A 26516-nucleotide genomic window follows, 5' to 3' on the forward strand; every position below is an offset into this window, starting at 1 on the left:
GTTACGCCTTGATGATGTTCTCGTAGTCGGGCAGACCGTTCCACGTGAGCTTGACGCCGCTCACCTGTGACGACCATCCGACGACCGCGATGTAGTACCAGAGCGGCACGGCGGGCATGTCGCGCAACAGGATTCGTTGGGCCTTGTTGACCAGCACATCCGCCTGCTGCAGGTTCGGTGCGGCCTCGGCGTCGGCAAGGCCGGCGTCGAAATCCCGGTTGGAGTATCCGACGTCGTTGGATCCCGCTCCGGTGGCGTACAGCGGGGCCAGGAACTCGATCATCGACGGGTAGTCACCGATCCAGCCCGCGCGGAACGCGGTGTCGATGGTGCGGTTGGTGATTTGGGTGCGGAACCCCGCGAAGGTGGGATGCGGTGCGCCGACGGCGTCGATGCCCAGCACGTTTTTGATGCTGTTGGCCACCGCGTCGACCCACTCTTGATGGCCGCTGTCGGCGTTGTACGCGATGGAGTATCGCCCGCTCCACGGCGAGATCGCGTTGGCCTGCGCCCAGAGTTGGCGTGCCCGTTCGGGATTGAAGTCCAATGCGTCGTTTCCCGGGATGTGCGGATCGAATCCGGGCAACGAGCTGGCGGTGAAGTCGCGGGCCGGGCTGCGGGTGCCGTTGAAGATCTGCCGGCAGATCTGCGGCCGGTTGATGGCCGCCGACAGCGCCAGGCGGCGAAGTCGGCCTTCTTCGCCGCCGAAGTGCGGTAGCCGCAACGGTGTGTCGAGCGATTGGCTGACCGCGACGGGTCCGCTGGCCGCGTTGCCGCCCAGGTCGCGCTTGTAGATCGTCAGCGCGCTGGACGGAATCGTGTCCAGCACATCGAGATTGCCGGACAGCAGGTCCGCGTATGCGGTGTCGAGGTTGGCGTAGAACTCGAACCGCAGGCCCTTGTTGTGGGGATGGCGGTTGCCGTGGTAGTCGGGGTTGGGTTTCAGGTCGATCTTGACGTTGTGTTCCCAGGCCGGGCCGTCCGGACCGTCCGCCAACTCGTATGGGCCGTTCCCGACAGGGTTGCGGCCGAACGCGGCCATGTCCCGAAAAGCCCTGTCCGGCAACGGGTAGAACGCATTGTGTCCTAGCCGCAACGTGAAGTCGACGGTCGGCGCCTTGAGCCGCACGTCGAACTCGAGGTCGTTGACCACTTGCAGCCCGGACATGGTGGTCCGGGCCGGCTTGCCGTTTCCGGTCAGGCCGGCGACCTCGTCGTAGCCGACGATCGGGCTGAAGAAGCTCTGCTGGAGTTGGGCATTGGTGCTCAGCGCGCCGTAATTCCAGGCGTCGACGAATGAATGGGCCGTCACCGGCGAGCCGTCGGTGAATCTCCAGCCTGGCTTGAGAACGATCCGGTAGCTGACGTTGTCGGTCGTCTCGACCGACTGCGCCACCTCCGGCGACGGTTTGCCCGCGGCGTCATAGGACACCAAACCGGCGAACAGCCGATCCAGGATCCGCCCTCCGAGGCTGTCGTTCGTGCCGGTCGGAACCAACGGGTTCGGCGGTTCCCCGCCGTTGACCACCACCAGGTCGGGGCTCAACGCCCCGCCGCCGCACGCGACCAGCGACGCGACCGCCAGCAAGCCGGCGACGAAGACCGGCAAGGCGGCCCGCATCCGACGCATGACACCCGACCCTAGGGCCTGCGACGTCGCTTGCGGTGAAGTGCCCGGCGCGGGTCCGCGAATTTACACTCCTCCTCGTGACTGTCGCGTATCTGGCTTCGGACGAATCGGCTGAGCTAGCCGGCCGATTGATCTTCGCGTTCGGCCTTCCCGCAGTCGGCTTGATCTGTCTGATCATTGGCCTTCTAGAGCGCTCGCGCAGGCGTCGGCAGTCCCCGCCGCCGTACCACCCCGGCTACCCGTATCGGCCGCCGCCGCCACCGGCCATCGGGTATCCGGGACCGTATCCGGCTCCACCGCCCTATCCCGGTTACCCGCCCGCGGTACCGCCACCGCGGCCGGCGAGCAAGTCGGCCACCGCGCTGATCACCATCGGTATCGTGCTGCTGACGTTAGGCGGGCTGAACGTCCTCGTCCACGTTGCGCGCGCCGTGTCGCGCGACGGTCGTGGCTCGCCCACGACCGCCCACCCAACCCCATCGGGAGCCGCGATGCCGGGAATCGGTCAGTGCTTCACCGAATTCGAGATCCAACTGGGTTCGCTCAACCAACCGACCGACTGCGGTGATCCTGTGGCGACCTATGAGCTCGCCGCCATAGGCGGGCCGACGGCGACGTGCCCCGACAACAAGCGCGGCGACTCTGTCTACGCGCGCCTCACCAACGAATCCCACACGCTGTGTTTTGTCCCCAACCTCAAACAAGGGCTCTGCTACCTGAGGACGGGCCAGCGTGAGACGACGACGTTGACACCCGCCGATTGCGGTCAAGCACGCTACGCAAAATTAAGGGTCGACAAGCGCATCGACGGCAGCGCCGACGAAACGCAGTGTCCGCCGGGGACAAAAGCCAACGCGTACCCCACGCCGCCGCGGGTCTACTGCTTGGTGCAAGCCGAGTCGTGACGTCGCTCAGACGGGCGTCACCGGATGCACCTGCAACGCGCAGGCATCGATGGTGACCGGCACGCTCAGCACCACGGTCGTATCCGGCGGATTGACCAGCAGGTCGGTATAAGTCGGGCAGGGCTCGCCGTTGGCGTCGATGGCCACTCCCTCCACGACGGCCTGCGCCTGAGTGGACAAGGACAGGATCACGGTGGGCGGCACGTCGGCGCCACCCGGCAGGCCACCCATGTAGCCGCGCAGAGTCGGCTGGGCGTGAATGAGCGGGCCGCCGGACCCCGAGTCGACGCCGGGGTATCCGGTCAGTGTGCAGGGCTCCGCGCCGCCGGCGAGGCTGAACACCAGCGTGGCCGAGCGGTGGCCCACGGCGGCCTGGGTCGGCGAGGCGGTGACGGCGATCTGGTCCGACCAGCACGGGGTGGGTGCGTCTGCGGTGTCGATCGGCACGGCGCGCGCCGGTGATCCCAGCAGGGCGGTGGCCGCGTAAATCGTTGCGGCCGCGGCGAAGCTGTGGACTCGTCGGCGGATGCGCCGCTCCTGGCCGGGCACATCGGTGATTATCCGCCACGCGGCCGCGGTTATACCTGAATTTGACGCTTCCCTTTTCACCTTGCGGCGTTAGGCTCTGACGGTTGACGAGCCTCGACACTAGGAGGAAGCCAGTGACCGCGACCGACGCCGTAGGCCCGTCGTCGTACCCCCCGCCGCCGGCGTTTGCCGAGCAGGCCAACGCGGGTGAGGAGATGTATCGCGAGGCCGAGAAGGACCGGCTGGCCTTCTGGGGCGAACAGGCGAACCGGCTCTCCTGGTCGACGCCGTTCACCGAAGTGCTCGACTGGTCGCAGGCGCCGTTCGCGAAGTGGTTCGCCGACGGCAAGCTCAACGTCGCCTACAACTGCGTGGACCGCCACGTGGAGGCGGGCCTCGGCGACCGCGTCGCCATCCACTGGGAGGGTGAGCCCGGCGACAGCCGCAGCCTGACCTATTCCGAGCTGCAGGCGCAGGTGTGCAAAGCGGCCAACGCGCTGACCGGACTGGGCCTGGTCGCCGGCGACCGCGTCGCGATCTATATGCCGTTGATCCCCGAAGCGGTGATCTCGATGCTCGCCTGCGCCCGGCTGGGCATCATGCACAGCGTCGTGTTCGCCGGCTTCACCGCGAAGGCGCTACGGGCCCGGATCGCCGATGCCCAGGCCAAGTTGGTGATCACCAGCGACGGGCAATTCCGCCGCGGCAAGCCGGCACCGCTGAAGGACGCGGCCGACGAAGCCATTGAAAACACAGACGATTCCGAAAGCCCCGTCGAGCACGTCCTGGTGGTGCGGCGCACCGGAATCGACGTGTCGTGGAACGACGACCGCGACCTGTGGTGGCACGACGTCGTAGACGCCGCGTCGCCCGAACACACCCCGGAGCCGTTCGACGCGGAGCAGCCGCTGTTCCTGCTCTACACTTCCGGCACCACCGGCAAGCCCAAGGGCATCGTGCACACCAGCGGCGGCTACCTGACTCAGAGCTCCTACACGCACTACTACATCTTCGACATCAAGCCCGAGCGCGACGTGTTCTGGTGCACCGCCGATATCGGCTGGGTCACCGGCCACACGTACGGCGTCTACGGTCCGCTGTCCAACGGGGTCACCGAGGTGCTCTACGAGGGCACGCCCGACTCGCCGACCCAGCACCGGCACTTCGAGATCATCGAAAAGTACGGCGTCACAATCTATTACACCGCACCCACGCTGATCCGCACGTTCATGAAGTGGGGGCGTGAGATCCCCGACGCGCACGACCTGTCCAGCCTGCGACTGCTGGGCACGGTGGGTGAGCCGATCAACCCGGAGGCGTGGCGCTGGTACCGCAAGGTGATCGGCGCAGACAGCCTCCCGATCGTGGACACCTGGTGGCAGACGGAAACGGGCGCCGCGATGATCTCCCCGCTGCCCGGGGTCGCCGCCGCCAAACCGGGTTCGGCGATGAGGGCGTTGCCGGGCATCTCCGCGAGCATCGTCGATGACCACGGCGAACACCTGCTGCCGACGATCCATCACGGCGAGCACGTCACCGGCTACCTCGTCCTGGACCAGCCGTGGCCGTCCATGCTGCGCGGCATCTGGGGTGATCCGGAGCGCTACGTCGAGACCTACTGGTCGCGATTCGCCGAGCAGGGCTGGTACTTCGCCGGCGACAGTGCCTATTACGACCGCGATGGCGCCATCTGGGTGGTGGGCCGCATCGACGACGTGATGAACGTGTCGGGGCACCGGCTTTCGAGCGCAGAATTGGAGTCGGCGCTCGTCGGGCACCACGGCGTGGCCGAGGCCGCCGTGGTCGCGAAGGCCGACGAGACCACGGGACAGGCCGTCTGCGCGTTCGTCGTCTTGTGCGCCGACTACGAGGTGCACGACGGAATCGTCGACGAGCTGCGGGCTGAGGTGGCCCGGGAGATCTCACCGATCGCCAAGCCGCGCGAGATCCATGTGGTGCCCGAACTGCCCAAGACTCGCAGCGGCAAGATCATGCGCAGGCTCCTGCGTGACATCGCCGACAAGCGGGAGCTCGGGGACACCTCGACGCTGTTAGACCCGAGCGTTTTCGACGCGATCCAAGCCTCGAAGTAGCCGGATCAGGCCGGCAGGGGCGTGAACCCCGCGCCCGGCCGATGCTTGGCATTGACGTCGGCCAGGATCGCGTTGAACGACTGCACCACGGCCGGCGTGTGCAGCGGGATGTATTTGATGATGCAGGTCGGCAGGTTGTCGCTGAACGCCCCGTGGATCATGCCGACCAGCATGTTGTTCACCGTCACCGGCGCCCCGGAATCGCCCGGCTGCCCGCAGACCTGCATGACGATGGTGCCGGGGTCCTGGCCGGGGCCCCAGGTGACGCCACACGAGTTTCCGGTGGTGCGGCCCTGCTTGCAGGCGATCTCGCCGAAGGCGGGGTCGGGGCCCAGACCGTTGATCGCGAAGCCGTTGTAGTTGGCCGTCGGTGTCACCTTCGCGGGATCGAACTTGATGACCGCGTAGTCGAGGTTGTCGTTGCCGGCCACCATGGTGCCCAGGATCCCGGCGTTCTCCGCGCCCTCGGCGGCGACCTGCGCGCCGGGTCCGCCGCAGTGCGCCGAGGTGAAGCCGATCAGATCGCCGGCGGTATCGCCCCCGATGGTCGTCAGGGTGCACATGGTGTCCCCGTTGATGACGATGCCGGCGCCGCCGCCCATCGGGATCCTGACGTCGGCGGCCGCGGCGCGCACGGGGTAGCCGACCAGCACCAGGAGCGCCGCCCCCATCGCCGCCACGAAGCACCGGTGCGCCGTCTGCACAGCACCACTCCCATCGACAGGCCGGACCCGGACCGGCTTCGCCAGTCTAGTCGGCCGGGCGTCTCGGCCGCCGTGCCGAGCGCGGCCCGTCGACCGCGGCGCCCGTTGGGTGGCGGCGGGGGCACGACGGTCGTTGCCCGGCCGGGTGTGCGGGCCCGGGCAAAGGGCCTGGTTCGGCGCGTTCTGACCGGGTATCAGTCGCACGACGGGGCGCAGATGACCGGGTCGGCCCCGGTCCGGACGCGGCCGTCTTCGGCTGGCCTCGTCTGGCCTGGCGGCACATGGCAACATGAACCGCGACGACAGCGAGCCGGGCAGTGACGAAAGTGGGGACCGTCTGTGAGCAAACCCGATGGCAAGAACGGTGTGCCCAGCACCCTGACCACGATCCCCCTGACCGACCCGCACGCCCGCCCCGCGGAGCCGTCGATCGGTGACCTGATCAAGGACGCGACCACGCAGGTCTCCACGCTGGTGCGCGCCGAGGTGGAGCTGGCCCGGGCCGAGATCACCCGAGACGTCAAGAAGGGGCTGACCGGCAGCGTTTTCTTCATTGCCGCGCTGGTGGTGCTGTTCTACTCCACGTTCTTTTTCTTCTTCTTCGTGGCCGAACTGCTCGACACCTGGCTGTGGCGCTGGGTGGCTTTCCTGATCGTGTTCGGGATCCAGGTGGTGGTGGGGGCGGTGCTGGCGCTGCTGGGCTTCCTCAAGGTGCGCCGGATCCGCGGGCCGCGGGAGACCATCGAATCGGTCAAGGAGACGCGCACCGCGCTCACCCCGGGTCACGACAAGGCGCAGGGCGCGGCCAAGCAGCTCGAAGAGCGCGGGAAGCACGAGAAGCCCGAAACCGATCCATCGGGTTGGTAAATGGCCCCGCCGGACCCGTCGGTAACCCGCATCGACGGGCCGTGGCGGCATTTGGACGTGCACGCCAACGGCATTCGGTTCCATGTCGTGGAGGCGCTGCCCGGCGACGCTGACCCGGCCGCACCGCCCACCGCCCGACCCTTGGTGATGCTGCTGCACGGTTTCGGTTCGTTCTGGTGGTCGTGGCGTCACCAGTTGCGGGGACTGACCGGGGCCCGGGTGGTGGCGGTCGACCTGCGCGGCTACGGCGGCAGCGACAAGCCACCCCGGGGATACGACGGATGGACGCTGGCCGGCGACACCGCCGGCCTCATTCGCGCGCTGGGTCACTCCTCGGCGACGCTGGTCGGCCACGCCGACGGCGGGCTGGCGTGCTGGGCCACCGCGCTGCTGCACGCGCGGTTGGTGTCGGCCATCGCGCTGATCAGTTCCCCGCACCCAGCGGCGCTGCGCCGGTCCACGCTGACCCGCCGCGACCAGGGTTACGCTCTGTTGGCGACGCTGCTGCGCTACCAAATGCCGGTGTTGCCGGAGCGACTGCTGACCCGCGACAACGGTGCCGAGATCGAGCGCCTCGTCCGCAGCCGCAGCTGCGCGAAATGGCTTGCCTCAGAAGATTTTTCCGAAGCGATCGGTTACCAGCGGCTGGCGATACAGATTCCGTCGGCGGCGCACTGCGCGCTGGAATATCAACGCTGGGCGGTGCGCAGCCAGCTGCGCGACGAGGGCCGGCGCTTCATGAAATCGATGAGCCAGCAGCTCAGCGTGCCGCTGCTACACCTGCGCGGCGAGGCCGACCCCTACGTGCTGGCGGACCCGGTCGACCGGACGCAGCGCTACGCCCCGCAGGGGCGTTACGTATCAGTCGCCGGCGCAGGGCATTTCAGCCATGAAGAGGCGCCAGAGGAGATCAACCGGCACTTGATGCGGTTCCTGGACTCCGCGGTCAGCTGACGCAGGCGCCGGTGGTGACCGGTTGGGTGTCACCGATCTTGGCGAGCTGACTGTTCACCTCGTCGGCCGTCAACACGAACCCCGTGTCGGGGTCGTCGACGGCCGCACCGAAGACCACGCCGAGCACCTGACCGTTCAGGTCGATCAGCGGTCCGCCCGAATTGCCTTGTTCCACATTGGCTCTGATGGTGTAGACGTCGCGGGTGACCGGGGCCGGGTCGCGGTAGATGTCGGGGCCGCTGAGTTTGATGACCTCGCGAATGCGGGCCGGGGTCGCGGTGAAGTTACCGCCGCCGGGATACCCGAGCACCACAACGCTGGTACCCGTTTTCGCCTCGGTCTGGGCGAAGGCCAGGGGTGGGGGCGGCAGGTTGGGGACGGCGAGGATGGCGATGTCGACCGACGGGTCGTAGGACACGACGGTCGCGTCCAGCGGGCTTCCGCTGGCGTAGATCTGCACGCTGTTGGACCCGGCCACCACGTGGGCGTTGGTCATCACCCGGTCGGGCGCGATCACAAACCCACTGCCCTCCAACACTTTTTGACAACTCGGCGCCAGGCTGCGCACCTTGACGACGCTGGGCGCGGTGGCCTGCACCACCGGATTGTTGGCCAGCGCGGGGTCCGGCGAGGCGACGGGAATCACCGGGGTGCGGCTGAACGGCTCCAGCACCGCGGGCAGGCCCGAGGTGTTCAGCAGGGCCGAAAGCCGTTTGGGCACCGTCTTCAGCCACGGCGGGGCGACGTCGTTGACCTGGGCCAGCACCCGCGAGCCGCGGACCGCGGCGGCCAGCTCCGGCTGGTCCTTGGACTGTGTCAGCGGGGTGGCCAACAGCCAGGCCGCGGTCAAGACGACCACGAGCTGAACCCCCACCCCGATGAACGAGTCGACCGTGCGGATGGTGCGGCTGCGGATCGCGCCGCGCACCGCCCGGCCCAGCACCACTCCGGCGACCTCGCCGATCACCACCAGCGCGAGGATCAAGAACAGGGCGGCGAACAGCTTGGCCCGGGGCGCGGCGATGTGGCTGACGAGGTGCGGCGCCAGCAGTACCCCCGCGATCGCGCCCAGCAACACCCCGACGAATGAGAACAGCGATCCCACCGCGCCGGAGCGCCAGCCCGAGACCGCCGCGATGAAAGCGACCGACAGCACGGCGATGTCCAGCCACTGGGACGGGGTCATCGAGTTCATGTTCATCGGTGGGCACCACCCTGGTCGCCGACCAGCGCCATCGCCGCGTCCAATTCGCGGACGTCGGTGGTGTCCCAGGGCTGGGCCCAGCCGGCGACGTCGAGCATCGCACAAATCACCTGGCCAGTGAATCCCCAAACCAACATCTCGTTCAGCAGAAACGCCGGTCCGGCCCACCGGCGACCGAGGTCGCCCCGGTACACCATCAACCGGTTGGCTGGATTGATGAAGGCGCGCAACGGAACTCGCGCGACGATCGCGGTTTCGGCCTCGTTGACGACGGCCACCGGTCCGGGATCGGGCGAGTAGGCCAGCACGGGGACGACGTGAAACCGCGACGGCGCGATGAACGTGCGTTCCATCGTGACCAGGGGGCGCAGCCGGGTGATGTCGATTCCGGTCTCCTCCTGGGCTTCCCGCAAGGCGGTGGCCACCGGGCCGTCGTCGGTCGGATCGGAGGCGCCGCCGGGGAACGCGGCCTGGCCCGCGTGGTGGCGCAGCGTGGAGGCCCGCACGGTGACCAGCAAGTCGGCGTCGTCGGGGACGCCGCCGTCGGCGGGCGCGGACTCCGGCCCCGAAAACAACACCAGGACGGCGGCTTCCCGGCCGCTGCCGCGCAAAGCCGACACCGCCTTGCCGGTGATCATCGCCAGCACGTCGGCCGGCAGCCGGCGCCGGTACGCCTCCGGCATCCGCTCGACGTTATCGACCAGGGGGCGCAGCCAGGGCGGGGAGGCGTCGGGCGTCAGGGGAACGGCCCCGCGCGCGGGATCGGGGGCCCCACCGCCCGCGGGCGGGGGCGTGCCCCCAACACTCACCGGGCGTTCCAGTCGGTCCAATTTTCGGCTTATCCCTTGTCTTTTCCGACCGCGGCGGCGATCTCGTCGGCACTGTCGAAAGCCCGCGGCAGCATCTGCGCAACGCTACCGTCCGGCCGCAGAACCACCGTCGCGGGCATGACGTTTACGACGCCCAGGGCCGCCGCGACCCGACGGCGGCCATCCTGCAGGGTCGGCAGCCGAACGCCCAGTTCGGCCAGTCGCAGCAACGCGGCCGTCTCGTTCTCGTCCTGGTGCACCGTCACCACCGTCACGTCCGGCCCGGCTCGGCGTTGATACTCCGCCATCGCGGGCAGTTCGGCCGCGCAGGGCGCGCACCAATACGCCCACAGGTTCAGGACCACCCGACGCCCGGCCAGGGCGCGGGCGACGTCGACAACCGAGCCGTCCGCCGCGCAATCGACCGTGATCCCCCGCAACGCCGGCGCGCCGGGGCCGTCGCCGGCGCCGGGACACGGCGGCAGATCAGCCCGCTGCCGCGGCCCCGCAAGCGCCGCCGGCGTGTCGGCGTCCCGGTGTTCGCGGTCCGGGGCGTTGACCGCGGCGCCGGGCCGCGTCGTCGTCGCGGACTCATCGCGCAGCTGGGCCACCAGGGCCGCCACCAACGCCGCCACCACCGCGAGGATCGCGATCGTCCAGCGCGTGGTGCGCGTCAAGGCCGTGCTCTACAGGCCGGCCAGCGCCAGCAGGTGTTCGGTTTCCGGACCACGCACCAGGGGCGCGGCCAGCAGCGGCTCGGTGGGGCCGAGGCCGAAGGACGGGCAATCCTTGGCCACGACGCACACCCCGCAGGCCGGCTTGCGCGCGTGGCACACCCGACGGCCGTGGAAGATCACGCGGTGGCTCAACATGGTCCACTCGCTGCGTTCGATCAGTTCGCCCGCCGCGCGCTCGATCTTGACCGGGTCCTTGTCGGTGGTCCAGCGCCATCGGTGCAGCAGCCGCGCGAAGTGGGTGTCGACGGTGATGCCCGGAACCCCAAAAGCGTTGCCCAGGATGACGTTGGCGGTCTTGCGGCCCACCCCGGGCAGCGTCACCAGTTCTTCCATGGTGGACGGCACCTCGCCGTCGAACCGTTCGACGAGGGCCTGCCCCAGGCCGATAAGCGAGGTCGCCTTGTTCCGGAAGAACCCCGTCGGGCGGATCAGCGCTTCCAGTTCGTCACGGTCCGCTTGCGCGTAGGCAAGCGCCGAGGGATACCGCTTGAACAGTGCCGGCGTCGTCAGGTTCACCCGTTTGTCGGTGCTCTGCGCCGACAGGATGGTGGCGACCGTCAGCTCCAGCGGTGTCGTGAAGTCCAGCTCGCAGTGTGCGTCCGGAAAGGCCTGCGCGAGCGCCCGATTCATCCGGCGGGCCCGCCGCACCAGGCCGACCCGGGTCTCCTCAGCCCAGCGCCGCGCGGCGTCGCCGCCCGCTGGAGCAGGTGCCGACTTCGAGCGTCCGGACGACTTCGCCGCTGTCACCTACGACAGAGTACTGATTTCGTGATCTCGCCGAGACCTCGTGTTGATTGGAGGCCATGTTTACTCTCCTTGTGTCATGGTTGCTGGTGGCCTGCGTTCCGGGGCTGCTGATGCTGGCGGCGCTCGGCTTGGGACGGCTCGAACGGGGGCTGGCCCGCGAGGACGTCGCGATCATCGCGGTCGCTGAGCTCTTCGAGCACGCGGAGCTTGTGGACCTGCGCACGCTGGCGCGGGAGGGCATGCCGGAGGCGGTGGAATTCCTGCATCGCCGCGACGCTCGCGAACTCGCCGAGGCCGCGCTGGCCGGGCTGACCGCCGCGCCCCGGCACGCGGCGCCGTCGTTTGCCGCCAGCTTCATCGACCACACCGAGCTGACATTGCCGACGCGAATACACGCGCATTCGCGGATCAATCCGCAGTTTAAGGCCACTAGACACGTCAATCGTGTGTAGCGTTGCACGTTGGACAAAATGTCCTACCGCTAGACTCATCACGCGAGCACGGGATTAACCTGGCCGTATCACAAACGTTGAAATTTGAAGAGGCAATGTGGACGAGATCCTGGCAAGGGCAGGAATCTTCCAAGGGGTTGAGCCGGGCGCGGTCGCCGCGCTGACCAAGCAGCTGCAACCCGTCGACTTTCCCCGTGGACACACGGTCTTCGCCGAAGGCGAGCCGGGCGATCGGCTCTACATCATCGTCTCCGGGAAGGTGAAGATCGGCCGTCGCTCACCCGATGGCCGGGAGAACCTGCTGACGATCATGGGCCCGTCGGACATGTTCGGCGAATTGTCCATATTCGACCCGGGCCCGCGGACCTCCAGCGCGACCACCATCACCGAGGTGCGCGCGGTCTCGATGGACCGCGACGCGCTGCGGGCGTGGATCGCCGACCGTCCCGAGATCGCCGAGCAGCTGTTGCGGGTGCTGGCCCGACGGCTGCGCCGCACCAACAACAATCTGGCCGACCTCATCTTCACCGACGTGCCGGGCCGGGTGGCCAAGCAGCTGCTGCAGCTGGCCCAGCGTTTCGGCACCCAGGAGGGTGGCGCCATGCGGGTCACCCACGACTTGACCCAGGAGGAGATCGCCCAGCTGGTGGGCGCCTCGCGGGAGACGGTTAACAAGGCGCTGGCCGATTTCGCCCACCGCGGCTGGATCCGCCTGGAGGGCAAGAGCGTGCTGATTTCGGACTCCGAAAGGCTGGCCCGCCGAGCGAGGTAAGCGCGCGCGAAGCGCGGGCGCATCCGAGCGAGAATCCGAACTCCGAGCGAGGTAAGCGCGCGCGAAGCGCGGGCGCAACCGAGCGAGAATCCGAACCCCGAGCGAGGTAAGCGCGCGCGACGCGCGGGCGCAACCAAGCGGGGCAATCGCGGAAATGGCGTCGGCCCGTAATTGTGCGGGGCCTTACTCGCACTTCTCCTGCGGCTTTTCAGTCTTGCTGCAAATAGTTCAGTTGCGCCTGAACGGACCATTCGGCCGCGTCCCAGAGTTTCTCGTCGACGTCCACATAGACGTGTTCGACAACCTGGCGCGCGGTGGCGTCCTCGCCGATGTCGCGCAGGGCCGCGCGCACCTGCTCCAGGCGCTCGTGCCGATGCATGAGGTAACCCGACGCGACGGCCTCCAGGTCGGCCAGGTCCGGCCCGTGACCGGGCAGCACCGTACGCCGCCCCAGGCCGCGCAGCCGCCGCAGCGATTCCAGGTAGTCGGCCAGGCTGCCGTCTTCGGAATCTATGACGGTCGTGCCGCGGCCCAGCACACTGTCCGCGGTGAGCACCGCGTCGTCGACCAGAAACGACAGCGAGTCGGCGGTATGGCCGGGGGTGGCCATCACCTTGATCTTCAGGCCGGCCGCGTCGATCACCTCGCCGTCGGTCAGGTGACCGCCGAGGCCCCGCAAGAACCCGCTGCCCGCGGACCGAACCGTCGCACCGGTGCGCTCGACCAGCTTGTCGATGCCATCGGTGTGATCGCCGTGCCGGTGACTGATCAGCACCAGCGTGATCCGGCCCAGCCCGGCAACCCGGGCGATGTGCTCGTCGTCGTCCGGGCCGGGATCCACGACGACCAGCTCGTCGCTGCCCTTGCCGCGCAACACCCAGGTGTTGGTGCCCTCGAGCGTCAGCAGCCCGGGGTTGTCGGCCAGCAGAACCGAGGCGGTCTCGGTGACCGCCCGCAGCCTGCCGTAGGCGGGGTGGCTCAGCGACTCGGGCGCGGCGGTCACGGTCGTGAGCCGACCTCCACGATCAGCTCCACTTCCACCGGCGCGTCCAGCGGCAGCTCGGACACGCCGACCGCGGACCGCGCGTGCGCGCCGGCGTCGCCGAACACCTCGGCCAGCAGCTCGGAGGCCCCGTTGATGACGCTGGGCTGGCCGTTGAAGCCGGGGGCGGACGCGACGAAGCCGACGACCTTGACCACCCGCGTCACCGCGTCGATGCCGACCAGCGAATCGATGGCGGCCAGGGCGTTGAGTGCGCAGATCCGCGCCAGCGCCTTGCCCTCTTCCGGGCTGACCCGGGCCCCGACCTTGCCGGTCCCGGCCAGCTGTCCGGCCTGCATCGGCAGCTGACCCGCGGTGTAGACCAGGTCGCCCGTCCGCACCGCGGGCACGTAGGCGGCCAACGGGGCCACCACCTCCGGCAGCGCGACACCGAGTTCGGCGAGCCGGGCCGACGCGGTCATCTACTTCGGGCGCTTCAGATACGCGACGTGTTGCTCGCCGGTTGGCCCGGGCAGCACGGACACCAGTTCCCAACCGTCGGCGCCCCACTGGTCGAGGATCTGTTTGGTGGCGTGCGTCAGCAGCGGGACCGTGACGTATTCCCATGCGATCGGTTGGCTCATGGCGCGAGCTTATCGGTCGGGCGTGAACGACTCTGGCCTGCCCGGGGGCCGCGCCCCGGCCGGGCTAGCATGCGAAGGTGGCAAACACATCGAGCGGCGGTAGCGCGGTCGGCTGGCCGGCGCGGTTGTCGAAGGCCCGCCTGCATTTCGTCACCGGCAAAGGCGGCACGGGCAAGTCGACGATAGCGGCCGCACTGGCGCTGACCCTGGCAGCCGGGGGCCGCAAGGTTCTGCTGGTGGAAGTCGAAGGGCGGCAAGGCATTGCGCAACTCTTCGACGTGCCGCCGCTGCCCTACCAGGAGGTCAAGATCGCGACCGCCGAGCGCGGCGGTCAGGTCAACGCCCTGGCCATCGACATCGAGGCGGCCTTCCTGGAATACCTGGACATGTTCTACAACCTCGGCATCGCCGGGCGGGCGATGCGCCGCATCGGCGCCATCGAGTTCGCGACGACGATCGCGCCCGGTCTGCGCGACGTGCTGCTGACCGGAAAGATCAAGGAGTCGGTGGTCCGCGTCGACAAGAACCGGCAACCGGTTTACGACGCGGTCGTGGTCGACGCGCCGCCGACGGGTCGGATCGCCCGCTTCCTGGACGTCACCAAAGCCGTGTCCGATCTGGCCAAGGGCGGGCCGGTGCACTCTCAGAGCGAGGGCGTGGTGAAGCTGCTGCACTCCGAGCAGACCGCCATCCACCTCGTCACCCTGTTGGAGGCGCTGCCGGTGCAGGAAACGCTCGAGGCCATCGAGGAGCTCGCCGAGATGGAGCTGCCGATCGGCAGCGTGATCGTGAATCGCAACATCGCGTCGCACCTGCAGCCCGCCGACCTGGCCAAAGCCGCCGAGGGCCACGTCGACGCGGACTCGGTGCGGGCCGGGCTGGAAATGGCGGGAATCAAGCTGAACGACACCGAATTCGCGGGCCTGCTGACCGAAACCATCGAACACGCGACGGTCATCGCCGCTCGCGCCGAGATCGCGCAACAGCTGGACGCCTTGAAGGTGCCGCGGCTCGAACTGCCGGCGATCTCCGACGGCGTCGACCTGGGCAGCCTCTATGAGCTGTCGGAAGTGCTTGCGCAGCAGGGGGTTCGATGAGTACCACGCCGAACAGGCTTGACATGGCGGCGATCCTGGCCGACACGACCAACCGGGTGGTGGTGTGCTGCGGCGCCGGCGGGGTGGGCAAGACCACCACCGCGGCCGCGATGGCGTTGCGCGCGGCCGAATACGGCCGCAATGTCTGCGTTTTGACGATCGACCCGGCCAAGCGGCTGGCGCAGGCGTTGGGGGTCAACGACCTGGGCAACACCCCGCAGCGCGTACCCCTGGCGCCCGAGGTTCCCGGCGAGCTGCACGCGATGATGCTGGACATGCGCCGCACGTTCGACGAAATGGTGGTCCAGTACTCCGGAACCGGTCGCGCGCAAGCGATCCTGGACAACCAGTTCTATCAAACGGTCGCCAGCTCGCTCGCCGGCACTCAGGAGTACATGGCGATGGAGAAGCTCGGCCAACTGCTGGCCGAGGACCGCTGGGACCTGGTGGTGGTGGATACCCCGCCGTCGCGCAACGCGCTGGACTTCTTGGACGCGCCCAAGCGGCTGGGCAGCTTCATGGACAGCCGGCTGTGGCGGCTGCTGCTCGCGCCGGGCCGAGGGATCGGCCGATTGGTCACCGGCGCAATGGGTTTGGCGATGAAGGCGATGTCGACGGTGCTCGGCTCACAGATGTTGAGCGACGCGGCCGCCTTCGTGCAATCGCTGGACGCCACCTTCGGTGGTTTCCGGGAGAAGGCCGATCGCACGTACGCGCTGCTTAAGCGGCGGGGCACGCAATTCGTCGTGGTGTCGGCGGCCGAACCCGATGCGCTGCGCGAGGCTTCGTTTTTCGTCGACCGGCTGTCCACCGAAGGCATGCCGCTGGCCGGGCTGGTCTTGAACCGCACCCACCCGACGCTGTGCTCGTTGCCCGCCGAGCGGGCGATCGACGGAACGGAAACACTGGAGGCCGAGACGGACTCCGAGGCGGCGTCGCTGGCCGCGGCCGTGCTCAGGATTCACGCCGACCGCGCGCAGACGGCGAAACGGGAGATCAGGTTGCTGTCGCGGTTCACCGGGGCCAATCCGCACGTGCCCGTCATCGGGGTTCCGTCACTACCCTTCGACGTCTCGGATCTGGAAGCGTTGCGCGCCCTCGCCGATCAGATCGCACCGGTTGGCGATGACGCGGCCCGCGCGGCGGCGCAAGGACCCCTGCGCTAGCAGCGGCGGTCGATCTTCGGGTCAGCCGACGCTGCGGGTCCGCCTCTTGTCGAAGAAGTCCGCCCAGGAGACCACCTCGGGGTGCTGCTTGAGCAGGGCGCGGCGCTGCCGCTCGGTCATGCCGCCCCAGACGCCGAACTCGACCTTGTTGTCCAGCGCGTCGGCGCCGCACTCCTGCATCACCGGGCAGTGCCGGCAAATAACGGCCGCTTTGCGCTGCGCGGCGCCGCGAACGAAGAGCTCGTCCGGATCGGTGGTTCGACACAGTGCTTTGGAAACCCAGGCGATCCGTTCTTCGGCATCAACGCTGCGGAGTACCCCTTGTGCGGCCGCAATGTTTGTCCTACGCGCCGCAGGCCGTGTTCCTGACACGAACTGTTCCCTTCCCTACCGGCCGCTCTCACGACCGCCCTCCTGGGGTGCAGATCCTCACCTGCGATCTACGCCACACTGTGTACATCGGTGTTACCTGAATCTCACCGTGTGTCTAAGTTAGGTGGTCAGCCACCAATTGCGCAACAGTCCGATAACGCTTTTTTTGGGACGGGCGTGCCGTCTCGTCCCAAACGATAGGCGAAGAAGTGATCTTGGACACGTCCGATCAGGGGTCCACTCACTGACGCATGCGCAAATTTTAACCCCACGCCGGGCGTAAAGCGCTGGTCAAATACCGCGCGAAAAAGTGGGCGAACTCGCAGCGTGGCGGCGTGACTGGGGGCCGCTACTGTAGTAGCCATGTCAGACCGCCCCCAGGCCTTTCTCACGATCCTCAAGCTTGCGGGGTACTGCTTGCTGGCCGGCGTCGTCGCCACGGCGCTGATGTTTCCGTTCGCCGGCGGGCTGGGACTGGTGTCCAACCGGGCCTCCGAAGTCGTCGCCAACGGCTCGGCCCAACTCCTCGAGGGTGAGGTGCCCGCGGTGTCGACGATGGTCGACGCGAAGGGCAACACCATCGCCTGGCTGTACTCCCAGCGGCGCTTCGAGGTGCCCAGCGACAAGATCGCCAACACCATGAAGCTGGCGATCGTGTCCATCGAGGACAAGCGGTTCGCCGACCACAACGGGGTGGACTGGAAGGGCACGCTGACCGGGCTGGCCGGCTACGCACGCGGCGACGTCGACACCCGCGGCGGCTCGACCATCGAGCAGCAGTACATCAAGAACTACCAGTTGCTGGTGACGGCGAAGACCGACGCCGAGAAGCGCGCCGCCGTGGAAACCACCCCGGCGCGCAAGCTGCGCGAGATCCGGATGGCGCTCACGCTCGACAAGACCTTCACCAAGCCCGAGATCCTCACCCGCTACCTGAACCTGGTGTCGTTCGGCAACGGGTCGTTCGGGGTGCAGGACGCGGCGCAGACCTATTTCGGCATCAACGCCTCGGACCTGAACTGGCAGCAGGCGGCGCTGCTGGCGGGCATGGTGCAGTCGACCAGCGCGCTCAACCCCTACACCAATCCCGAGGGTGCGCTGGCGCGGCGAAACCTGGTGCTGGACACCATGATCGAGAACATCCCGCAGGAGGCCGACGCGCTGCGCGCCGCCAAGGCCGCCCCGCTGGGCGTGCTGCCCCAGCCCAACGAGCTCCCGCGGGGTTGCATCGCCGCCGGCGATCGCGCGTTCTTCTGCGACTACGTCCAGGAGTACCTGTCGCGCGCCGGGATCAGCAAAGAGCAGGTGGCCCGCGGCGGCTACCTGATCCGCACCACGCTGGACCCCGACGTGCAGGTGCCGGTCAAGTCGGCGATCGACCAGTTCGCCAGCCCGACGCTGCCGGGCATCTCCAGCGTGATGAGCGTGATCCAGCCCGGAAAAACCTCGCACAAGGTGATGGCGATGGCCAGCAACCGGACCTACGGGCTGGACAGCGACGCCGGGCAGACCATGCGGCCGCAGCCCTTCTCGCTGGTCGGTGACGGCGCCGGCTCGGTGTTCAAGATCTTCACCACGGCCGCCGCCCTGGACATGGGCATGGGCATCAACGCCACGCTCGACGTGCCGCCGCGCTTCCAGACCAAGGGCATGGGTAGCGGTGGGGCCAAGGGCTGCCCCAAGGACAACTGGTGCGTGGTCAACGCCGGCAATTACCGCGGGTCGATGAATGTGACCGAGGCGCTGGCCACCTCGCCGAACACCGCGTTCGCCAAGCTGATTCAGCAGGTCGGGGTGACCCGCACCGTGGACATGGCGATCAAGCTGGGCCTGCGGTCCTACGCCGATCCCGGCACCGCCCGCGACTACAACCCCGACAGCAACGAGAGCCTGGCCGACTTCGTCAAAAGGCAGAACATCGGCTCGTTCACGCTGGGCCCGATCGAGGTCAACGCGCTGGAGCTGTCCAACGTCGCGGCGACGCTGGCGTCCGGCGGCACGTGGTGCCCGCCCAACCCGATCGACAAGCTGATCGACCGGCACGGCAACGAGGTCGCCGTTACCACCGAGACCTGCGACCAGGTGGTGCCCGAAGGCTTGGCCAACACCCTGGCCAACGCGATGAGCAAGGACGCGGTGGGCGGCGGCACGGCCTCCGGTTCGGCCGGCGCCGCGGGCTGGACGCTGCCGATGTCCGGTAAGACCGGCACCACCGAGGCGCACCGCTCCTCCGGCTTCGTGGGCTTCACCAACCACTACGCCGCGGCCAACTACATCTACGACGACTCCCCCTCACCGACGGACCTGTGCTCGTCGCCGCTGCGCCACTGCGGCGAGGGCGACTTGTACGGCGGTAACGAGCCCGCCCGCACCTGGTTCACGGCGATGAAACCGATCGCCACCAACTTCGGCCCGGTGCAGCTGCCGCCCACCGATCCCCGCTACGTCGACGGCTCACCCGGGTCGCGGGTGCCCAGCGTCGCCGGCCTGGACATCGATGCGGCGCGCGCGCGACTGAGGGAAGCCGGCTTCCAGGTCGCCGACCAGAACAACTTCGTCAACAGCTCCGCCAAGCAGGGCGAGGTGGTCGGAACCTCACCGAGCGGCGCGACGATCCCCGGGTCGATCATCACCATCCAGGTCAGCAACGGCATCCCGCCGGCGCCCCCGCCACCGCCGGAGGGCGCGCCGGTACCGGTCGGCTCGCAGGTGGTGGAGATCCCGGGCCTGCCCCCGATCACCATTCCGCTCCTGGCGCCGCCGCCCCCGCCGCCGGGGCAGCCGCCCCCGTAGACCGGGCGAGCTGTGACGCCGCGGCGCAAGCTATACGTTGCCAAAGCGCAACCGGCAGTAGGCTGCCAGCATGGCTGATGCAAGCTCAATGGCCCCGCTTCTCGGCGGTCCGCTGCGCGGACCGCATCGTCGCGGGGCGCTGTCCACGCTGATACGCACCGGTGCCGTCGCGCTCGGTTCGGCCGTCGCCGGCATCGGTTACGCCGCGGTCGTCGAGCGCAACGCGTTCGTGCTGCGCGAGATCACCATGCCCGTCCTGACGCCGGGCTCCACGCCGCTGCGGGTGCTGCATATCAGCGATCTCCACATGCTGCCCGCCCAGCGCCGCAAACAGGCCTGGCTGCGGGAGCTCAGCAACTGGGAACCGGACCTGGTGGTCAACACCGGCGACAACCTGGCGCACCCCAAGGCGGTGCCCGCGGTGGTGCAGGCCCTGGGCGACCTGCTGTCGCGGCCCGGTGTCTTCGTCTTCGGCAGCAACGACTACTTCGGGCCGCGCCTGAAGAACCCGCTGAATTACGTGACCAACCCGTCGCACCGGGTCCGCGGTGAACCGCTGCCCTGGCAGGACCTGCGGGCGGCCTTCACCGAGCGCGGCTGGCTCGACCTGACCCACACCCGGCGCGAGTTCGAGGTCGCCGGGCTGCACGTCGCCGCCGCCGGTGTCGACGACCCGCACATCGACCGGGACCGCTACGAGACGATCGCGGGCCCGGCGAGCCCGGCCGCCAATCTGCGACTCGGGCTGACCCATTCGCCGGAGCCGCGGGTGCTGGACCGCTTCGCCGCCGACGGCTACCAACTGGTGATGGCCGGGCACACCCACGGCGGGCAGGTGTGCCTGCCGGTCTACGGCGCCCTGGTGACCAACTGCGGCCTGGACCGGTCGCGCGCCAAGGGGCCGTCCCGGTGGGGTGCGAACATGCAGTTGCACGTCTCCGCCGGGATCGGCACCTCGCCCTTCGCGCCGGTGCGTTTCTGCTGCCGGCCCGAGGCGACCCTGCTGACGTTGATCGCCACGCCGATGGGCGGCCGCGATTCGGCCAGTGACCTGAGCCGTTCGCAGCCAACAGTTTCGGTGCGTTGACCGAGCGGACCCGGATCGCGGTCCGCAGCCGATCCCGGAGCTGGTCGGACAACGCGGTCCGGCTGATCCAGGCCGACGCCCGCCGCAGCGCGGACACGCACCTGCTGCGCTACCCGCTGCCGGAGGCGTGGGCGGCGGACGGCCCGGGTGCTCAGGTGGCGCTGTACCTCAAGGACGAGACCACCCACATCACCGGCAGCCTGAAACACCGGCTGGCTCGCTCGCTGTTCCTGTACGCCCTTTGCAACGGGTGGATCAACGAGAACACCACGGTGGTCGAGGCCTCGTCGGGCTCGACGGCGGTGTCGGAGGCCTACTTCGCGGCCCTGCTCGGTCTGCCGTTCGTCGCCGTGATGCCGGCATCGACCAGCTCGTCGAAGGTGGCGCTGATCGAAGCCCAAGGCGGCCGTTGCCATTTCGTGCAGAACTCGAGCGAGGTGTACGCCGAGGCCGAGCGCGTCGCCCGCGACACCGGCGGGCACTACCTGGACCAGTTCACCAACGCCGAACGCGCCACCGACTGGCGGGGCAACAACAACATCGCCGAGTCGATCTTCGAGCAGTTGGGCGAGGAGGCGCATCCGATCCCGGAGTGGATCGTCGTCGGGGCGGGCACCGGCGGCACCAGCGCGACGATCGGCCGCTACATCCGCTACCGGCGGCACGCGACCCGGTTGTGCGTGGTCGACCCGGAGAACTCCGCGTTCTTCCCGGCCTACGCCGAGGACCGGTGTGATGTCGTGATGCCCGCCTCGTCGCGCATCGAGGGCATCGGCCGGCCGCGGGTCGAGCCGTCGTTTCTGCCCGGCGTGGTCGACCGGATGGTGGCGGTGCCCGACGCGGCGTCCATCGCCGCCGCCCGCCACGTCAGCGCCGTCCTCGGCCGTCGCGTCGGGCCCTCGACGGGCACCAACCTGTGGGGCGCCTTCGGCTTGCTCGCCGAGATGGTCGCCGAACGGCGAAACGGTTCGGTGGTCACGCTGCTCGCCGACAGCGGCGACCGCTATCACGACACCTACTTCAACGACGAATGGGTCGGCGCGCAGGGACTCGATCCAAGCGGTCCGGCCGAGGCGCTGGTGGAGTTCGAGCGTTCCTGCCGGTGGCAGTGACCCGGCACACCGCGGTTTGGCCAGCCGATGGGCGGGTGCGATAGGCTGTCGGAGCTTCAAGCGGGGTGTGGCGCAGCTTGGTAGCGCGCTTCGTTCGGGACGAAGAGGCCGTGGGTTCAAATCCCGCCACCCCGACCCAGTTCGTGTTAGCCGGCAGGACAGCCGGCCACAGCGTCTGACACTGCGGCCATGCGGCTTTGCCATTAAGCTCAGCCCGCATGGCGCTGGTGGGCCGGACGCCCGAACAAGGGCGGCGACGCGGAGTTGGCCGCGCGGTCACGCAATTTGCTGATGCCGCGTCGCCGGCCGGGACGCCCGGCCACCCGACCTTGGCGGAGATCGCGCAGCGCCAGCATGAGATCGAGGCCTGGGAAGCGCTGAACGTGGGCGGTTACCGGTTCGCCAAACCGGGCACGATCATCGGGGCGCTGATTTCCGCCGTGCTGGTGGTCCTCGTGCTGACCCCGCTCCCGCCGAACTGGCCCTGGGACATTCCGACGATGATCCTGGCCGTCTTCACGGCGGTGGCCACGGTGACGTGTGGCCTGTTGTGGTTCGACAATCCGCACCCGCTCCCCCGCCCCGATTCGCTGGTGATCGTGCCCTTCACCCGGGTGGAGAACCTGCGGCTGATGGCGGCCCAATCGGTGGAGCCCTACCGCGCGATCTGCGCCTGCCCCGGTTGCGGCGACACCTCTGCGCACCTGATCCGCGAGCCCGCCAAGGACGAACCGGACTGGGCGATGGTCACCCGGCGGTGCGGCGTGTGCGAACGCGAATGGGCGCAGTCCTGAAATCGGTTGCCCACCAACGGTGCAACCCCGTCGACGGTTGCGGGGCTACGCGCAGTCGGCGCAGATCTGCAGGCCCGCGCTCGTGCTGCGCAACCGGCTGCGATGCTGCACCAAAAAGCAACTCGAGCAGGTGAACTCGTCGGACCGCTGGGGAATCACGGTCACCGAGAGCTCTTCTCCCGACAGGTCGGCGCCGGGCAGCTCGAAGAAGTGGACGTCGTTGGGATCCTCATCGACCACCGCGGTGGCGGATCCCTGCAAGGTCGGTGCTAGCTCGCGTATCGCGGACTTGTCCTGAGTTTCCATGTCGGAGACCCGGCGTGCGTCATAGTCGCTTGCGGTCGGCATGGCAGTTCCTTCCTGCTGATGAGCCGGGTTGACGCACTTTCCTGTAGTCATCCCGTGGCGCAGGCTGTACCCCATTCAGGCGCGAGTTACACCGGCCGTCCCGAAAAAGTTGCTCCGGCGGACCTTGAGCTGCCGCAGGCGCCGGACGGCGGCGGGGTAATGCGCGAGCGCCAGCCCCAGCCACGGCGTGACGACCGAGACGATCAGGGCAACGATGGCCACCCCTTCGTGCCCCACCAGTAGCTCGAACAAGCCGATCCCCAGGCTGACCGCCCAGACCGCCACGGCAGCGAGGCCCAGCAGCGGGAAGTCCCGCTCGTACTCGACCGGATAGTTTGCTGCTCGCAATGAGACGGGCGCGACCATGATCGGCTTTTACCCGGTCACTACCGCGATCAAACGTCTGACCGGCCCCTTTTGGGTCGGTGTTCGTTAGCTCACAGGGTCAGCTGCTTGGCGGCGGGGCGGGCTCGTCGGAATTGGCCGCGTGCCAGGCAAGTTCGGCCTCGCGCACCTTGCGGTGCGTGCGCGCCAGCCACACCGCGCTCGCGGCTCCGAGTACAGCGGCCAGGACCACGGCGGTCACGCCCACCGACAAGTGCCCGGTCGCCAACGCGAACAGGCCCACGATCAGGGCGAGCACCGCGACGGCCGAACCGGCCAGGCCGGGCGCGTTGGCGCCATTGGTGACGGTTTCGCCGGCGTGCTGACGGGAGGTCCGCTGGTGATCGACAGGGTCGCCGTTGTGGGGATTCAACTGCCCTCCTCTCGAGAAAGCTTGCGTCTCAACGCGGTTCGCGCGGAATCCGGTTCGCCGATCGCGCTGGCTCGCCAGGCGGCCGGCCCGCGGCCGTGCTGCCGCAACCGCTTCGCGGGATCATCCACGGCGGTTACCCGCCGCCCCCGGTCCCAAACCGCGGCGCGCGCCCGTGTCAGCCGGCCCAGACGTGGGTATGCCGCGCAGATGAAACCCGCCGTTCTATTCGACGTCGACGGAAGCCTGGTCGACTCCAACTATCTGCACGTCTACGCCTGGGTGCGCGCCTTCGACGACGAGGGCTTGCCCGTGGCCGCGTGGCAGATCCACCGCTGCATCGGAATGGACGGCTCCACGCTGGTGCGAACCCTCTCCAAAGATGCGCCCGACGAGGTCCAGGAACGGTTGAGCGGCGGGCACAGCCGCTATTACCGGGAAAGCACGCACCTGCTCGCGCCGCTGCCTGGCGCCCGCGCGTTGCTGCGCCGCGTCGCCGACCTGGGCTTGCAGGTGGTGCTGGCGACCTCGGCGCCCGACGACGAACTGGAAATCCTGCGCAAGGTCCTCGATAGCGAGGAGGTCATCTCAAAGACCACGTCGTCGCGGGACGTCGACACCGCCAAACCCGAACCGGGCATCGTGCAGGTCGCCCTGGACCGGGCCGGGGTGGACGCCGACCATGCCGTGTTCGTCGGGGACGCCGTGTGGGACGCGCAGGCCGCCGGGGGCGCCGGAGTGCCGTGCATCGGGTTGCTCAGCGGCGGCATCGCCCGCGAGGAACTGCAGGCGGCGGGTGCGTCACCGGTCTTCGCCGATCCACAAGACCTACTGGACCACCTGGACTCCACCCGAATCCACGAACTCGCGCTACATGCCGCGAGTGCGGAGCAACAGCGGTAACAGCCACCAGAAGAACGTAAACAGCGTCAGCGCACACGCTCCCGCGATCAGGCCCGGGCTGCGCCCGGCCACGGCGGCGAACACGATGACCGTCACCCCGGTCAGCGCGAGGCCGAGCAACGCCAGCCCGGCATAGGCGCACCGGTGGGCGGCCGACACCAACACCTGCAGGCGGTGTCGGCGGAACAGCATCCTGTGCATGCCGACCGGGGCGATCAGTAGCACCGTCGCGCCCACCGAACAACCCACCGTGACGAGGTAGGCGTCGCGCAGGGCGGGCGCCAGGACGTCGAACCGCTGCTGAAACGGCAACGTCAGCAGGAAACCGGTGAGCAGCTGCACCCCGGTCTGCACCACGCGCAGCTCCTGCAGCAAGCTGTTCCAATTGCGGTCCAGCCGTTGGATTTCTGTTTCGCCGCGCTCGCGGCTGTCCCAGTGCTGGTCGTCTTGCGGGTGATCGACGTCCATAGCCGTGATCATCGCACCTGTCGTATCCGCCAGCGCCGTTTCCCGGCAGAATCGGGTTATTGAATTCGAATTGCCTTCGGCGGGCCGCCTATTTGCAATCCAATTCCACCAAATGCGTTGTCCCGCAAGCGTCGACGATTTGGAAGCGCCTAGCGGTTGATATTGTCGTCCCGCACCGCGGTCAGGGCGTCATCCAGCGTCGGGTGCAGTGGGAACGTCTTGTCCAGCCCGGTCAGATGAATCGGCCGCCTCGTGGCCGGACCGCGCGCGACCACACCGAACCCGGTCGCCTTGCCCAGCCTCTCGTACGTCGCCGCCAGGATCTTCAGCCCCACCGAGCCGAGGAACTCCACCGCCGAAAGATCGATGACCAGTGCCGCCGGGTTCTCCGCAACTACCGAGCCGATCGCCTGCTCCAGGGCCGGCGCCGTGACCAAATCGATTTCGCCGCTGACACTGACCACGGACACGCCATCGTGGTCCTCAACCAACGTGGTAATCGAATCAGGAGCTGACAATGGCGATCCTTTGTCCCTGGGCTTTAAGTGTGGTGCAAGCCTAGCCTGCGTTGCGAACTGCGAGAAGAATATGCCCTCAACACCTGCCCCGCGACAACCCACGCTAGTCTCGCAAAATCGAGCCTGCACACGGCGGGGCGCGGACCGGTACTCGGGAGGCCACATGTCAGATTCGCCGTCGGAGTTCAGCAGCGCGGGCGCCACCGCCCAGGCGGTCGGCATTTCCAGTGAGGGCCTACTGCCCCAGCTCGTCCAGCATCTGCGGCAGAACCGAACGGTGCTGCGCGAGGAATGGGCGCGCAGGATCACCGAGGCCGAATTGCTCACCGCAATGACGCCCGAGGAGCTGTTCTCCGAGGCGACCGCCGTCTACGACAACTACGTGGAGGTCCTCGAGACCGGTAGCGTCGAGGCGCTGCAGGCTTACGCGCGCGACCTCTCCGAGCGCATCATTCCGCGGGGCGTGGAAACCGACGAGGTCGTCGGCATCGTGTTGTTGCTGCGCGACGTGCTGGCGCGCTCCTTGTTCGAGAAGTACCAAGCCGAATTCGAGATGCTCAACCGGGTGCTGGACGCCTATGAACCGGCGGCCAACCGCATCGCCAATACCGTGGCCGTCAGCTTCGTGCAGGAACGCGAGCGCATCATCCGCCAGCAGCAGGAGGCGATCCGCGAGCTGTCGACGCCGGTGCTGCAGGTGCGTGAGCAGCTGCTGATCCTGCCGATCATCGGCGTGCTCGATTCCCAGCGCGCCCGCCAGGTCACCGAGCAGCTGCTGAGAGCCATCCGCGCGAACCGCGCGAAAGTGGTGGTCATCGACATCACCGGTGTGCCGACCATCGACTCCACGGTGGCCAACCACCTGGTCCAGACGGTCGACGCGTCGGGCCTGATGGGCGCCAGCGTCATCATCACCGGCCTGTCCTCCGAAATCGCCTTGACGCTGGTGACGATCGGCCTTGACCTGTCCAAGATGAACGCGGTCGGCGACCTGCAAGGAGGCATCGAGGAAGCCGAGCGACTGCTGGGCTACGAGGTCTCCCGCACCGGTGAGCAGCCAGGCTAGACATTAGGAA

The 26516-nt window shown here is 68.3% G+C and carries 30 protein-coding genes and 1 tRNA gene; 15 read left to right on the forward strand and 16 right to left on the reverse strand.

Going from position 1 to position 26516, the window contains the following annotated elements; all coding sequences use genetic code 11:
• Position 1: 1 nt before the first annotated feature.
• Positions 2 to 1630 carry a peptide ABC transporter substrate-binding protein gene (locus tag A5681_RS06295; RefSeq protein ID WP_067270707.1) on the reverse strand — a complete coding sequence of 543 codons (1629 nt, stop codon included), beginning with the start codon at positions 1628 to 1630 and terminating at the stop codon, positions 2 to 4.
• A 380-nt stretch (positions 1631 to 2010) separates the two neighbouring features.
• Between A5681_RS06295 and A5681_RS27615 the strand changes: the two genes are divergently transcribed.
• A complete protein-coding gene (locus A5681_RS27615; protein ID WP_231996224.1) occupies positions 2011 to 2535 on the forward strand; it encodes an LppU/SCO3897 family protein in 525 nt (174 codons plus the stop codon).
• A gap of 6 nt (positions 2536 to 2541) precedes the next feature.
• Here A5681_RS27615 and A5681_RS06305 read toward each other — a convergent pair whose 3' ends face one another.
• Complete coding sequence (locus tag A5681_RS06305; RefSeq protein WP_082968214.1) at positions 2542 to 3084, reverse strand: DUF4232 domain-containing protein; 543 nt, start codon at positions 3082 to 3084, stop codon at positions 2542 to 2544.
• Positions 3085 to 3197: 113 nt separating this feature from the next.
• On the opposite strand from A5681_RS06305, the gene acs reads away from it, so the two are divergent.
• The gene (acs, locus tag A5681_RS06310) at positions 3198 to 5156 is read left to right on the forward strand and encodes an acetate--CoA ligase (protein ID WP_067270710.1); all 1959 of its coding nucleotides are present in this window, start codon (positions 3198 to 3200) and stop codon (positions 5154 to 5156) included.
• 5 nt (positions 5157 to 5161) lie between these two features.
• Here the strand turns inward: acs and A5681_RS06315 are convergent, their stop codons facing one another.
• Positions 5162 to 5860, reverse strand: a complete 699-nt coding sequence (locus A5681_RS06315) for a serine protease (protein ID WP_156737871.1) — start codon at positions 5858 to 5860, stop codon at positions 5162 to 5164.
• Between the two features lie 339 nt (positions 5861 to 6199).
• Between A5681_RS06315 and A5681_RS06320 the strand changes: the two genes are divergently transcribed.
• Together A5681_RS06320 and A5681_RS06325 are read left to right on the forward strand one after the other, a co-directional pair.
• Positions 6200 to 6727, forward strand: coding sequence for a phage holin family protein (locus tag A5681_RS06320; RefSeq protein ID WP_067270714.1), 528 nt, complete (start codon positions 6200 to 6202; stop codon positions 6725 to 6727).
• Positions 6728 to 7681 (forward strand): alpha/beta fold hydrolase, encoded by a 954-nt coding sequence (locus A5681_RS06325; RefSeq protein WP_067270717.1) that lies wholly within the window; start codon positions 6728 to 6730, stop codon positions 7679 to 7681. It begins immediately after the preceding gene.
• Here A5681_RS06325 and marP read toward each other — a convergent pair.
• From marP to nth, 4 genes are read right to left on the reverse strand one after another with little or no spacing between them, the layout of a single operon-like run.
• Positions 7674 to 8867: an acid resistance serine protease MarP gene (gene marP, locus A5681_RS06330; protein ID WP_156737872.1), complete on the reverse strand. Its 1194-nt coding sequence runs from the start codon at positions 8865 to 8867 to the stop codon at positions 7674 to 7676. The genes A5681_RS06325 and marP overlap by 8 nt on opposite strands.
• Before the next feature lie 11 nt (positions 8868 to 8878).
• Positions 8879 to 9694: an NUDIX hydrolase gene (locus A5681_RS06335; RefSeq protein ID WP_067270723.1), complete on the reverse strand. Its 816-nt coding sequence runs from the start codon at positions 9692 to 9694 to the stop codon at positions 8879 to 8881.
• 29 nt (positions 9695 to 9723) lie between these two features.
• Entirely contained in the window at positions 9724 to 10371 is a 648-nt protein-coding gene (locus tag A5681_RS06340; RefSeq protein WP_067270727.1) for a TlpA family protein disulfide reductase, read from the reverse strand.
• 9 nt (positions 10372 to 10380) lie between these two features.
• Positions 10381 to 11061: an endonuclease III gene (nth, locus tag A5681_RS06345; protein WP_067270730.1), complete on the reverse strand. Its 681-nt coding sequence runs from the start codon at positions 11059 to 11061 to the stop codon at positions 10381 to 10383.
• Positions 11062 to 11234: 173 nt separating this feature from the next.
• Here nth and A5681_RS06350 point away from each other — a divergent pair, with 173 nt between their 5' ends.
• Complete coding sequence (locus A5681_RS06350) at positions 11235 to 11630, forward strand: hypothetical protein (protein ID WP_067270735.1); 396 nt, start codon at positions 11235 to 11237, stop codon at positions 11628 to 11630.
• A 97-nt stretch (positions 11631 to 11727) separates the two neighbouring features.
• Positions 11728 to 12402 carry a cAMP-activated global transcriptional regulator CRP gene (gene crp, locus A5681_RS06355; RefSeq protein ID WP_044508824.1) on the forward strand — a complete coding sequence of 225 codons (675 nt, stop codon included), beginning with the start codon at positions 11728 to 11730 and terminating at the stop codon, positions 12400 to 12402.
• A gap of 208 nt (positions 12403 to 12610) precedes the next feature.
• Here crp and A5681_RS06360 read toward each other — a convergent pair whose 3' ends face one another.
• The 3 genes from A5681_RS06360 to A5681_RS27040 are packed head-to-tail and all read right to left on the reverse strand — an operon-like array spanning position 12611 to position 14028.
• Positions 12611 to 13405 (reverse strand): MBL fold metallo-hydrolase, encoded by a 795-nt coding sequence (locus tag A5681_RS06360; RefSeq protein WP_067270738.1) that lies wholly within the window; start codon positions 13403 to 13405, stop codon positions 12611 to 12613.
• A complete protein-coding gene (locus tag A5681_RS06365) occupies positions 13402 to 13866 on the reverse strand; it encodes a RidA family protein (protein WP_067270741.1) in 465 nt (154 codons plus the stop codon). Before A5681_RS06365 ends, A5681_RS06360 begins: the two co-directional genes overlap by 4 nt.
• Positions 13867 to 14028 carry a DUF4177 domain-containing protein gene (locus A5681_RS27040; protein ID WP_073871548.1) on the reverse strand — a complete coding sequence of 54 codons (162 nt, stop codon included), beginning with the start codon at positions 14026 to 14028 and terminating at the stop codon, positions 13867 to 13869.
• Positions 14029 to 14105: 77 nt separating this feature from the next.
• Here A5681_RS27040 and A5681_RS06370 point away from each other — a divergent pair, with 77 nt between their 5' ends.
• Both A5681_RS06370 and A5681_RS06375 read left to right on the forward strand, forming a co-directional pair.
• Positions 14106 to 15125: an ArsA family ATPase gene (locus tag A5681_RS06370; protein WP_067270745.1), complete on the forward strand. Its 1020-nt coding sequence runs from the start codon at positions 14106 to 14108 to the stop codon at positions 15123 to 15125.
• Positions 15122 to 16291, forward strand: coding sequence for an ArsA family ATPase (locus tag A5681_RS06375; RefSeq protein ID WP_067270749.1), 1170 nt, complete (start codon positions 15122 to 15124; stop codon positions 16289 to 16291). The genes A5681_RS06370 and A5681_RS06375 overlap by 4 nt, the downstream gene beginning before the upstream one ends.
• Before the next feature lie 21 nt (positions 16292 to 16312).
• On the opposite strand, the gene A5681_RS06380 is transcribed toward A5681_RS06375, so the two are convergent.
• Complete coding sequence (locus A5681_RS06380) at positions 16313 to 16663, reverse strand: WhiB family transcriptional regulator (RefSeq protein ID WP_065443482.1); 351 nt, start codon at positions 16661 to 16663, stop codon at positions 16313 to 16315.
• Between the two features lie 363 nt (positions 16664 to 17026).
• On the opposite strand from A5681_RS06380, the gene ponA2 reads away from it, so the two are divergent.
• The 5 genes from ponA2 to A5681_RS06405 all read left to right on the forward strand — a co-directional run bounded on the left by ponA2 (position 17027) and on the right by A5681_RS06405 (position 22449).
• Positions 17027 to 19456: a transglycosylase/D,D-transpeptidase PonA2 gene (gene ponA2 / locus A5681_RS06385; protein ID WP_067270752.1), complete on the forward strand. Its 2430-nt coding sequence runs from the start codon at positions 17027 to 17029 to the stop codon at positions 19454 to 19456.
• An 88-nt stretch (positions 19457 to 19544) separates the two neighbouring features.
• Positions 19545 to 20543 (forward strand): metallophosphoesterase, encoded by a 999-nt coding sequence (locus A5681_RS06390; protein WP_082968216.1) that lies wholly within the window; start codon positions 19545 to 19547, stop codon positions 20541 to 20543.
• Positions 20540 to 21655: a PLP-dependent cysteine synthase family protein gene (locus tag A5681_RS06395; RefSeq protein ID WP_067270758.1), complete on the forward strand. Its 1116-nt coding sequence runs from the start codon at positions 20540 to 20542 to the stop codon at positions 21653 to 21655. The genes A5681_RS06390 and A5681_RS06395 overlap by 4 nt, the downstream gene beginning before the upstream one ends.
• A 61-nt stretch (positions 21656 to 21716) precedes the next feature.
• Positions 21717 to 21790 (forward strand) — tRNA-Pro (locus A5681_RS06400).
• Positions 21791 to 21873: 83 nt separating this feature from the next.
• The gene (locus tag A5681_RS06405; RefSeq protein ID WP_067270762.1) at positions 21874 to 22449 is read left to right on the forward strand and encodes a hypothetical protein; all 576 of its coding nucleotides are present in this window, start codon (positions 21874 to 21876) and stop codon (positions 22447 to 22449) included.
• Positions 22450 to 22494: 45 nt separating this feature from the next.
• Here A5681_RS06405 and A5681_RS06410 read toward each other — a convergent pair whose 3' ends face one another.
• From A5681_RS06410 to A5681_RS06420, 3 genes are all read right to left on the reverse strand, one after another.
• Complete coding sequence (locus A5681_RS06410) at positions 22495 to 22797, reverse strand: DUF4193 domain-containing protein (RefSeq protein WP_067270765.1); 303 nt, start codon at positions 22795 to 22797, stop codon at positions 22495 to 22497.
• Between the two features lie 75 nt (positions 22798 to 22872).
• Complete coding sequence (locus tag A5681_RS06415; RefSeq protein ID WP_067270768.1) at positions 22873 to 23163, reverse strand: hypothetical protein; 291 nt, start codon at positions 23161 to 23163, stop codon at positions 22873 to 22875.
• Between the two features lie 79 nt (positions 23164 to 23242).
• On the reverse strand, positions 23243 to 23554 hold the full coding sequence (locus tag A5681_RS06420; RefSeq protein WP_067270770.1) for a hypothetical protein: 312 nt from the start codon (positions 23552 to 23554) through the stop codon (positions 23243 to 23245).
• Positions 23555 to 23761: 207 nt separating this feature from the next.
• On the opposite strand from A5681_RS06420, the gene A5681_RS06425 reads away from it, so the two are divergent.
• Entirely contained in the window at positions 23762 to 24454 is a 693-nt protein-coding gene (locus A5681_RS06425; RefSeq protein WP_067270774.1) for an HAD family hydrolase, read from the forward strand.
• Here A5681_RS06425 and A5681_RS06430 read toward each other — a convergent pair.
• Positions 24422 to 24922 carry a DUF6328 family protein gene (locus A5681_RS06430; protein ID WP_067270778.1) on the reverse strand — a complete coding sequence of 167 codons (501 nt, stop codon included), beginning with the start codon at positions 24920 to 24922 and terminating at the stop codon, positions 24422 to 24424. The two genes, A5681_RS06425 and A5681_RS06430, sit on opposite strands and share 33 nt — an antisense overlap.
• Before the next feature lie 149 nt (positions 24923 to 25071).
• A complete protein-coding gene (locus tag A5681_RS06435) occupies positions 25072 to 25440 on the reverse strand; it encodes an STAS domain-containing protein (protein ID WP_231996225.1) in 369 nt (122 codons plus the stop codon).
• 163 nt (positions 25441 to 25603) lie between these two features.
• On the opposite strand from A5681_RS06435, the gene A5681_RS06440 reads away from it, so the two are divergent.
• The gene (locus tag A5681_RS06440; RefSeq protein WP_067270785.1) at positions 25604 to 26506 is read left to right on the forward strand and encodes an STAS domain-containing protein; all 903 of its coding nucleotides are present in this window, start codon (positions 25604 to 25606) and stop codon (positions 26504 to 26506) included.
• The last annotated feature ends 10 nt before the right edge of the window (positions 26507 to 26516 follow it).

Source organism: Mycobacterium scrofulaceum (assembly GCF_001667885.1).
Taxonomy (GTDB): Bacteria; Actinomycetota; Actinomycetes; order Mycobacteriales; family Mycobacteriaceae; genus Mycobacterium; species Mycobacterium scrofulaceum_C.

Bases quoted from the DNA above. Each gene is read 5' to 3' on its own strand.
- A5681_RS06295 (WP_067270707.1), bottom strand. From the start codon at position 1,630: ATGCGTCGGATGCGGGCCGCCTTGCCGGTCTTCGTCGCCGGCTTGCTG.
- A5681_RS06325 (WP_067270717.1), top strand. From the start codon at position 6,728: ATGGCCCCGCCGGACCCGTCGGTAACCCGCATCGACGGGCCGTGGCGG.
- marP (WP_156737872.1), bottom strand. From the start codon at position 8,867: ATGACCCCGTCCCAGTGGCTGGACATCGCCGTGCTGTCGGTCGCTTTC.
- nth (WP_067270730.1), bottom strand. From the start codon at position 11,061: ATGAATCGGGCGCTCGCGCAGGCCTTTCCGGACGCACACTGCGAGCTG.
- A5681_RS06350 (WP_067270735.1), top strand. From the start codon at position 11,235: ATGTTTACTCTCCTTGTGTCATGGTTGCTGGTGGCCTGCGTTCCGGGG.
- A5681_RS06365 (WP_067270741.1), bottom strand. From the start codon at position 13,866: ATGACCGCGTCGGCCCGGCTCGCCGAACTCGGTGTCGCGCTGCCGGAG.
- A5681_RS27040 (WP_073871548.1), bottom strand. From the start codon at position 14,028: ATGAGCCAACCGATCGCATGGGAATACGTCACGGTCCCGCTGCTGACG.
- A5681_RS06375 (WP_067270749.1), top strand. From the start codon at position 15,122: ATGAGTACCACGCCGAACAGGCTTGACATGGCGGCGATCCTGGCCGAC.
- ponA2 (WP_067270752.1), top strand. From the start codon at position 17,027: ATGTCAGACCGCCCCCAGGCCTTTCTCACGATCCTCAAGCTTGCGGGG.
- A5681_RS06390 (WP_082968216.1), top strand. From the start codon at position 19,545: ATGGCCCCGCTTCTCGGCGGTCCGCTGCGCGGACCGCATCGTCGCGGG.
- A5681_RS06405 (WP_067270762.1), top strand. From the start codon at position 21,874: ATGGCGCTGGTGGGCCGGACGCCCGAACAAGGGCGGCGACGCGGAGTT.
- A5681_RS06410 (WP_067270765.1), bottom strand. From the start codon at position 22,797: ATGCCGACCGCAAGCGACTATGACGCACGCCGGGTCTCCGACATGGAA.
- A5681_RS06415 (WP_067270768.1), bottom strand. From the start codon at position 23,163: ATGGTCGCGCCCGTCTCATTGCGAGCAGCAAACTATCCGGTCGAGTAC.
- A5681_RS06425 (WP_067270774.1), top strand. From the start codon at position 23,762: ATGAAACCCGCCGTTCTATTCGACGTCGACGGAAGCCTGGTCGACTCC.
- A5681_RS06430 (WP_067270778.1), bottom strand. From the start codon at position 24,922: ATGGACGTCGATCACCCGCAAGACGACCAGCACTGGGACAGCCGCGAG.
- A5681_RS06440 (WP_067270785.1), top strand. From the start codon at position 25,604: ATGTCAGATTCGCCGTCGGAGTTCAGCAGCGCGGGCGCCACCGCCCAG.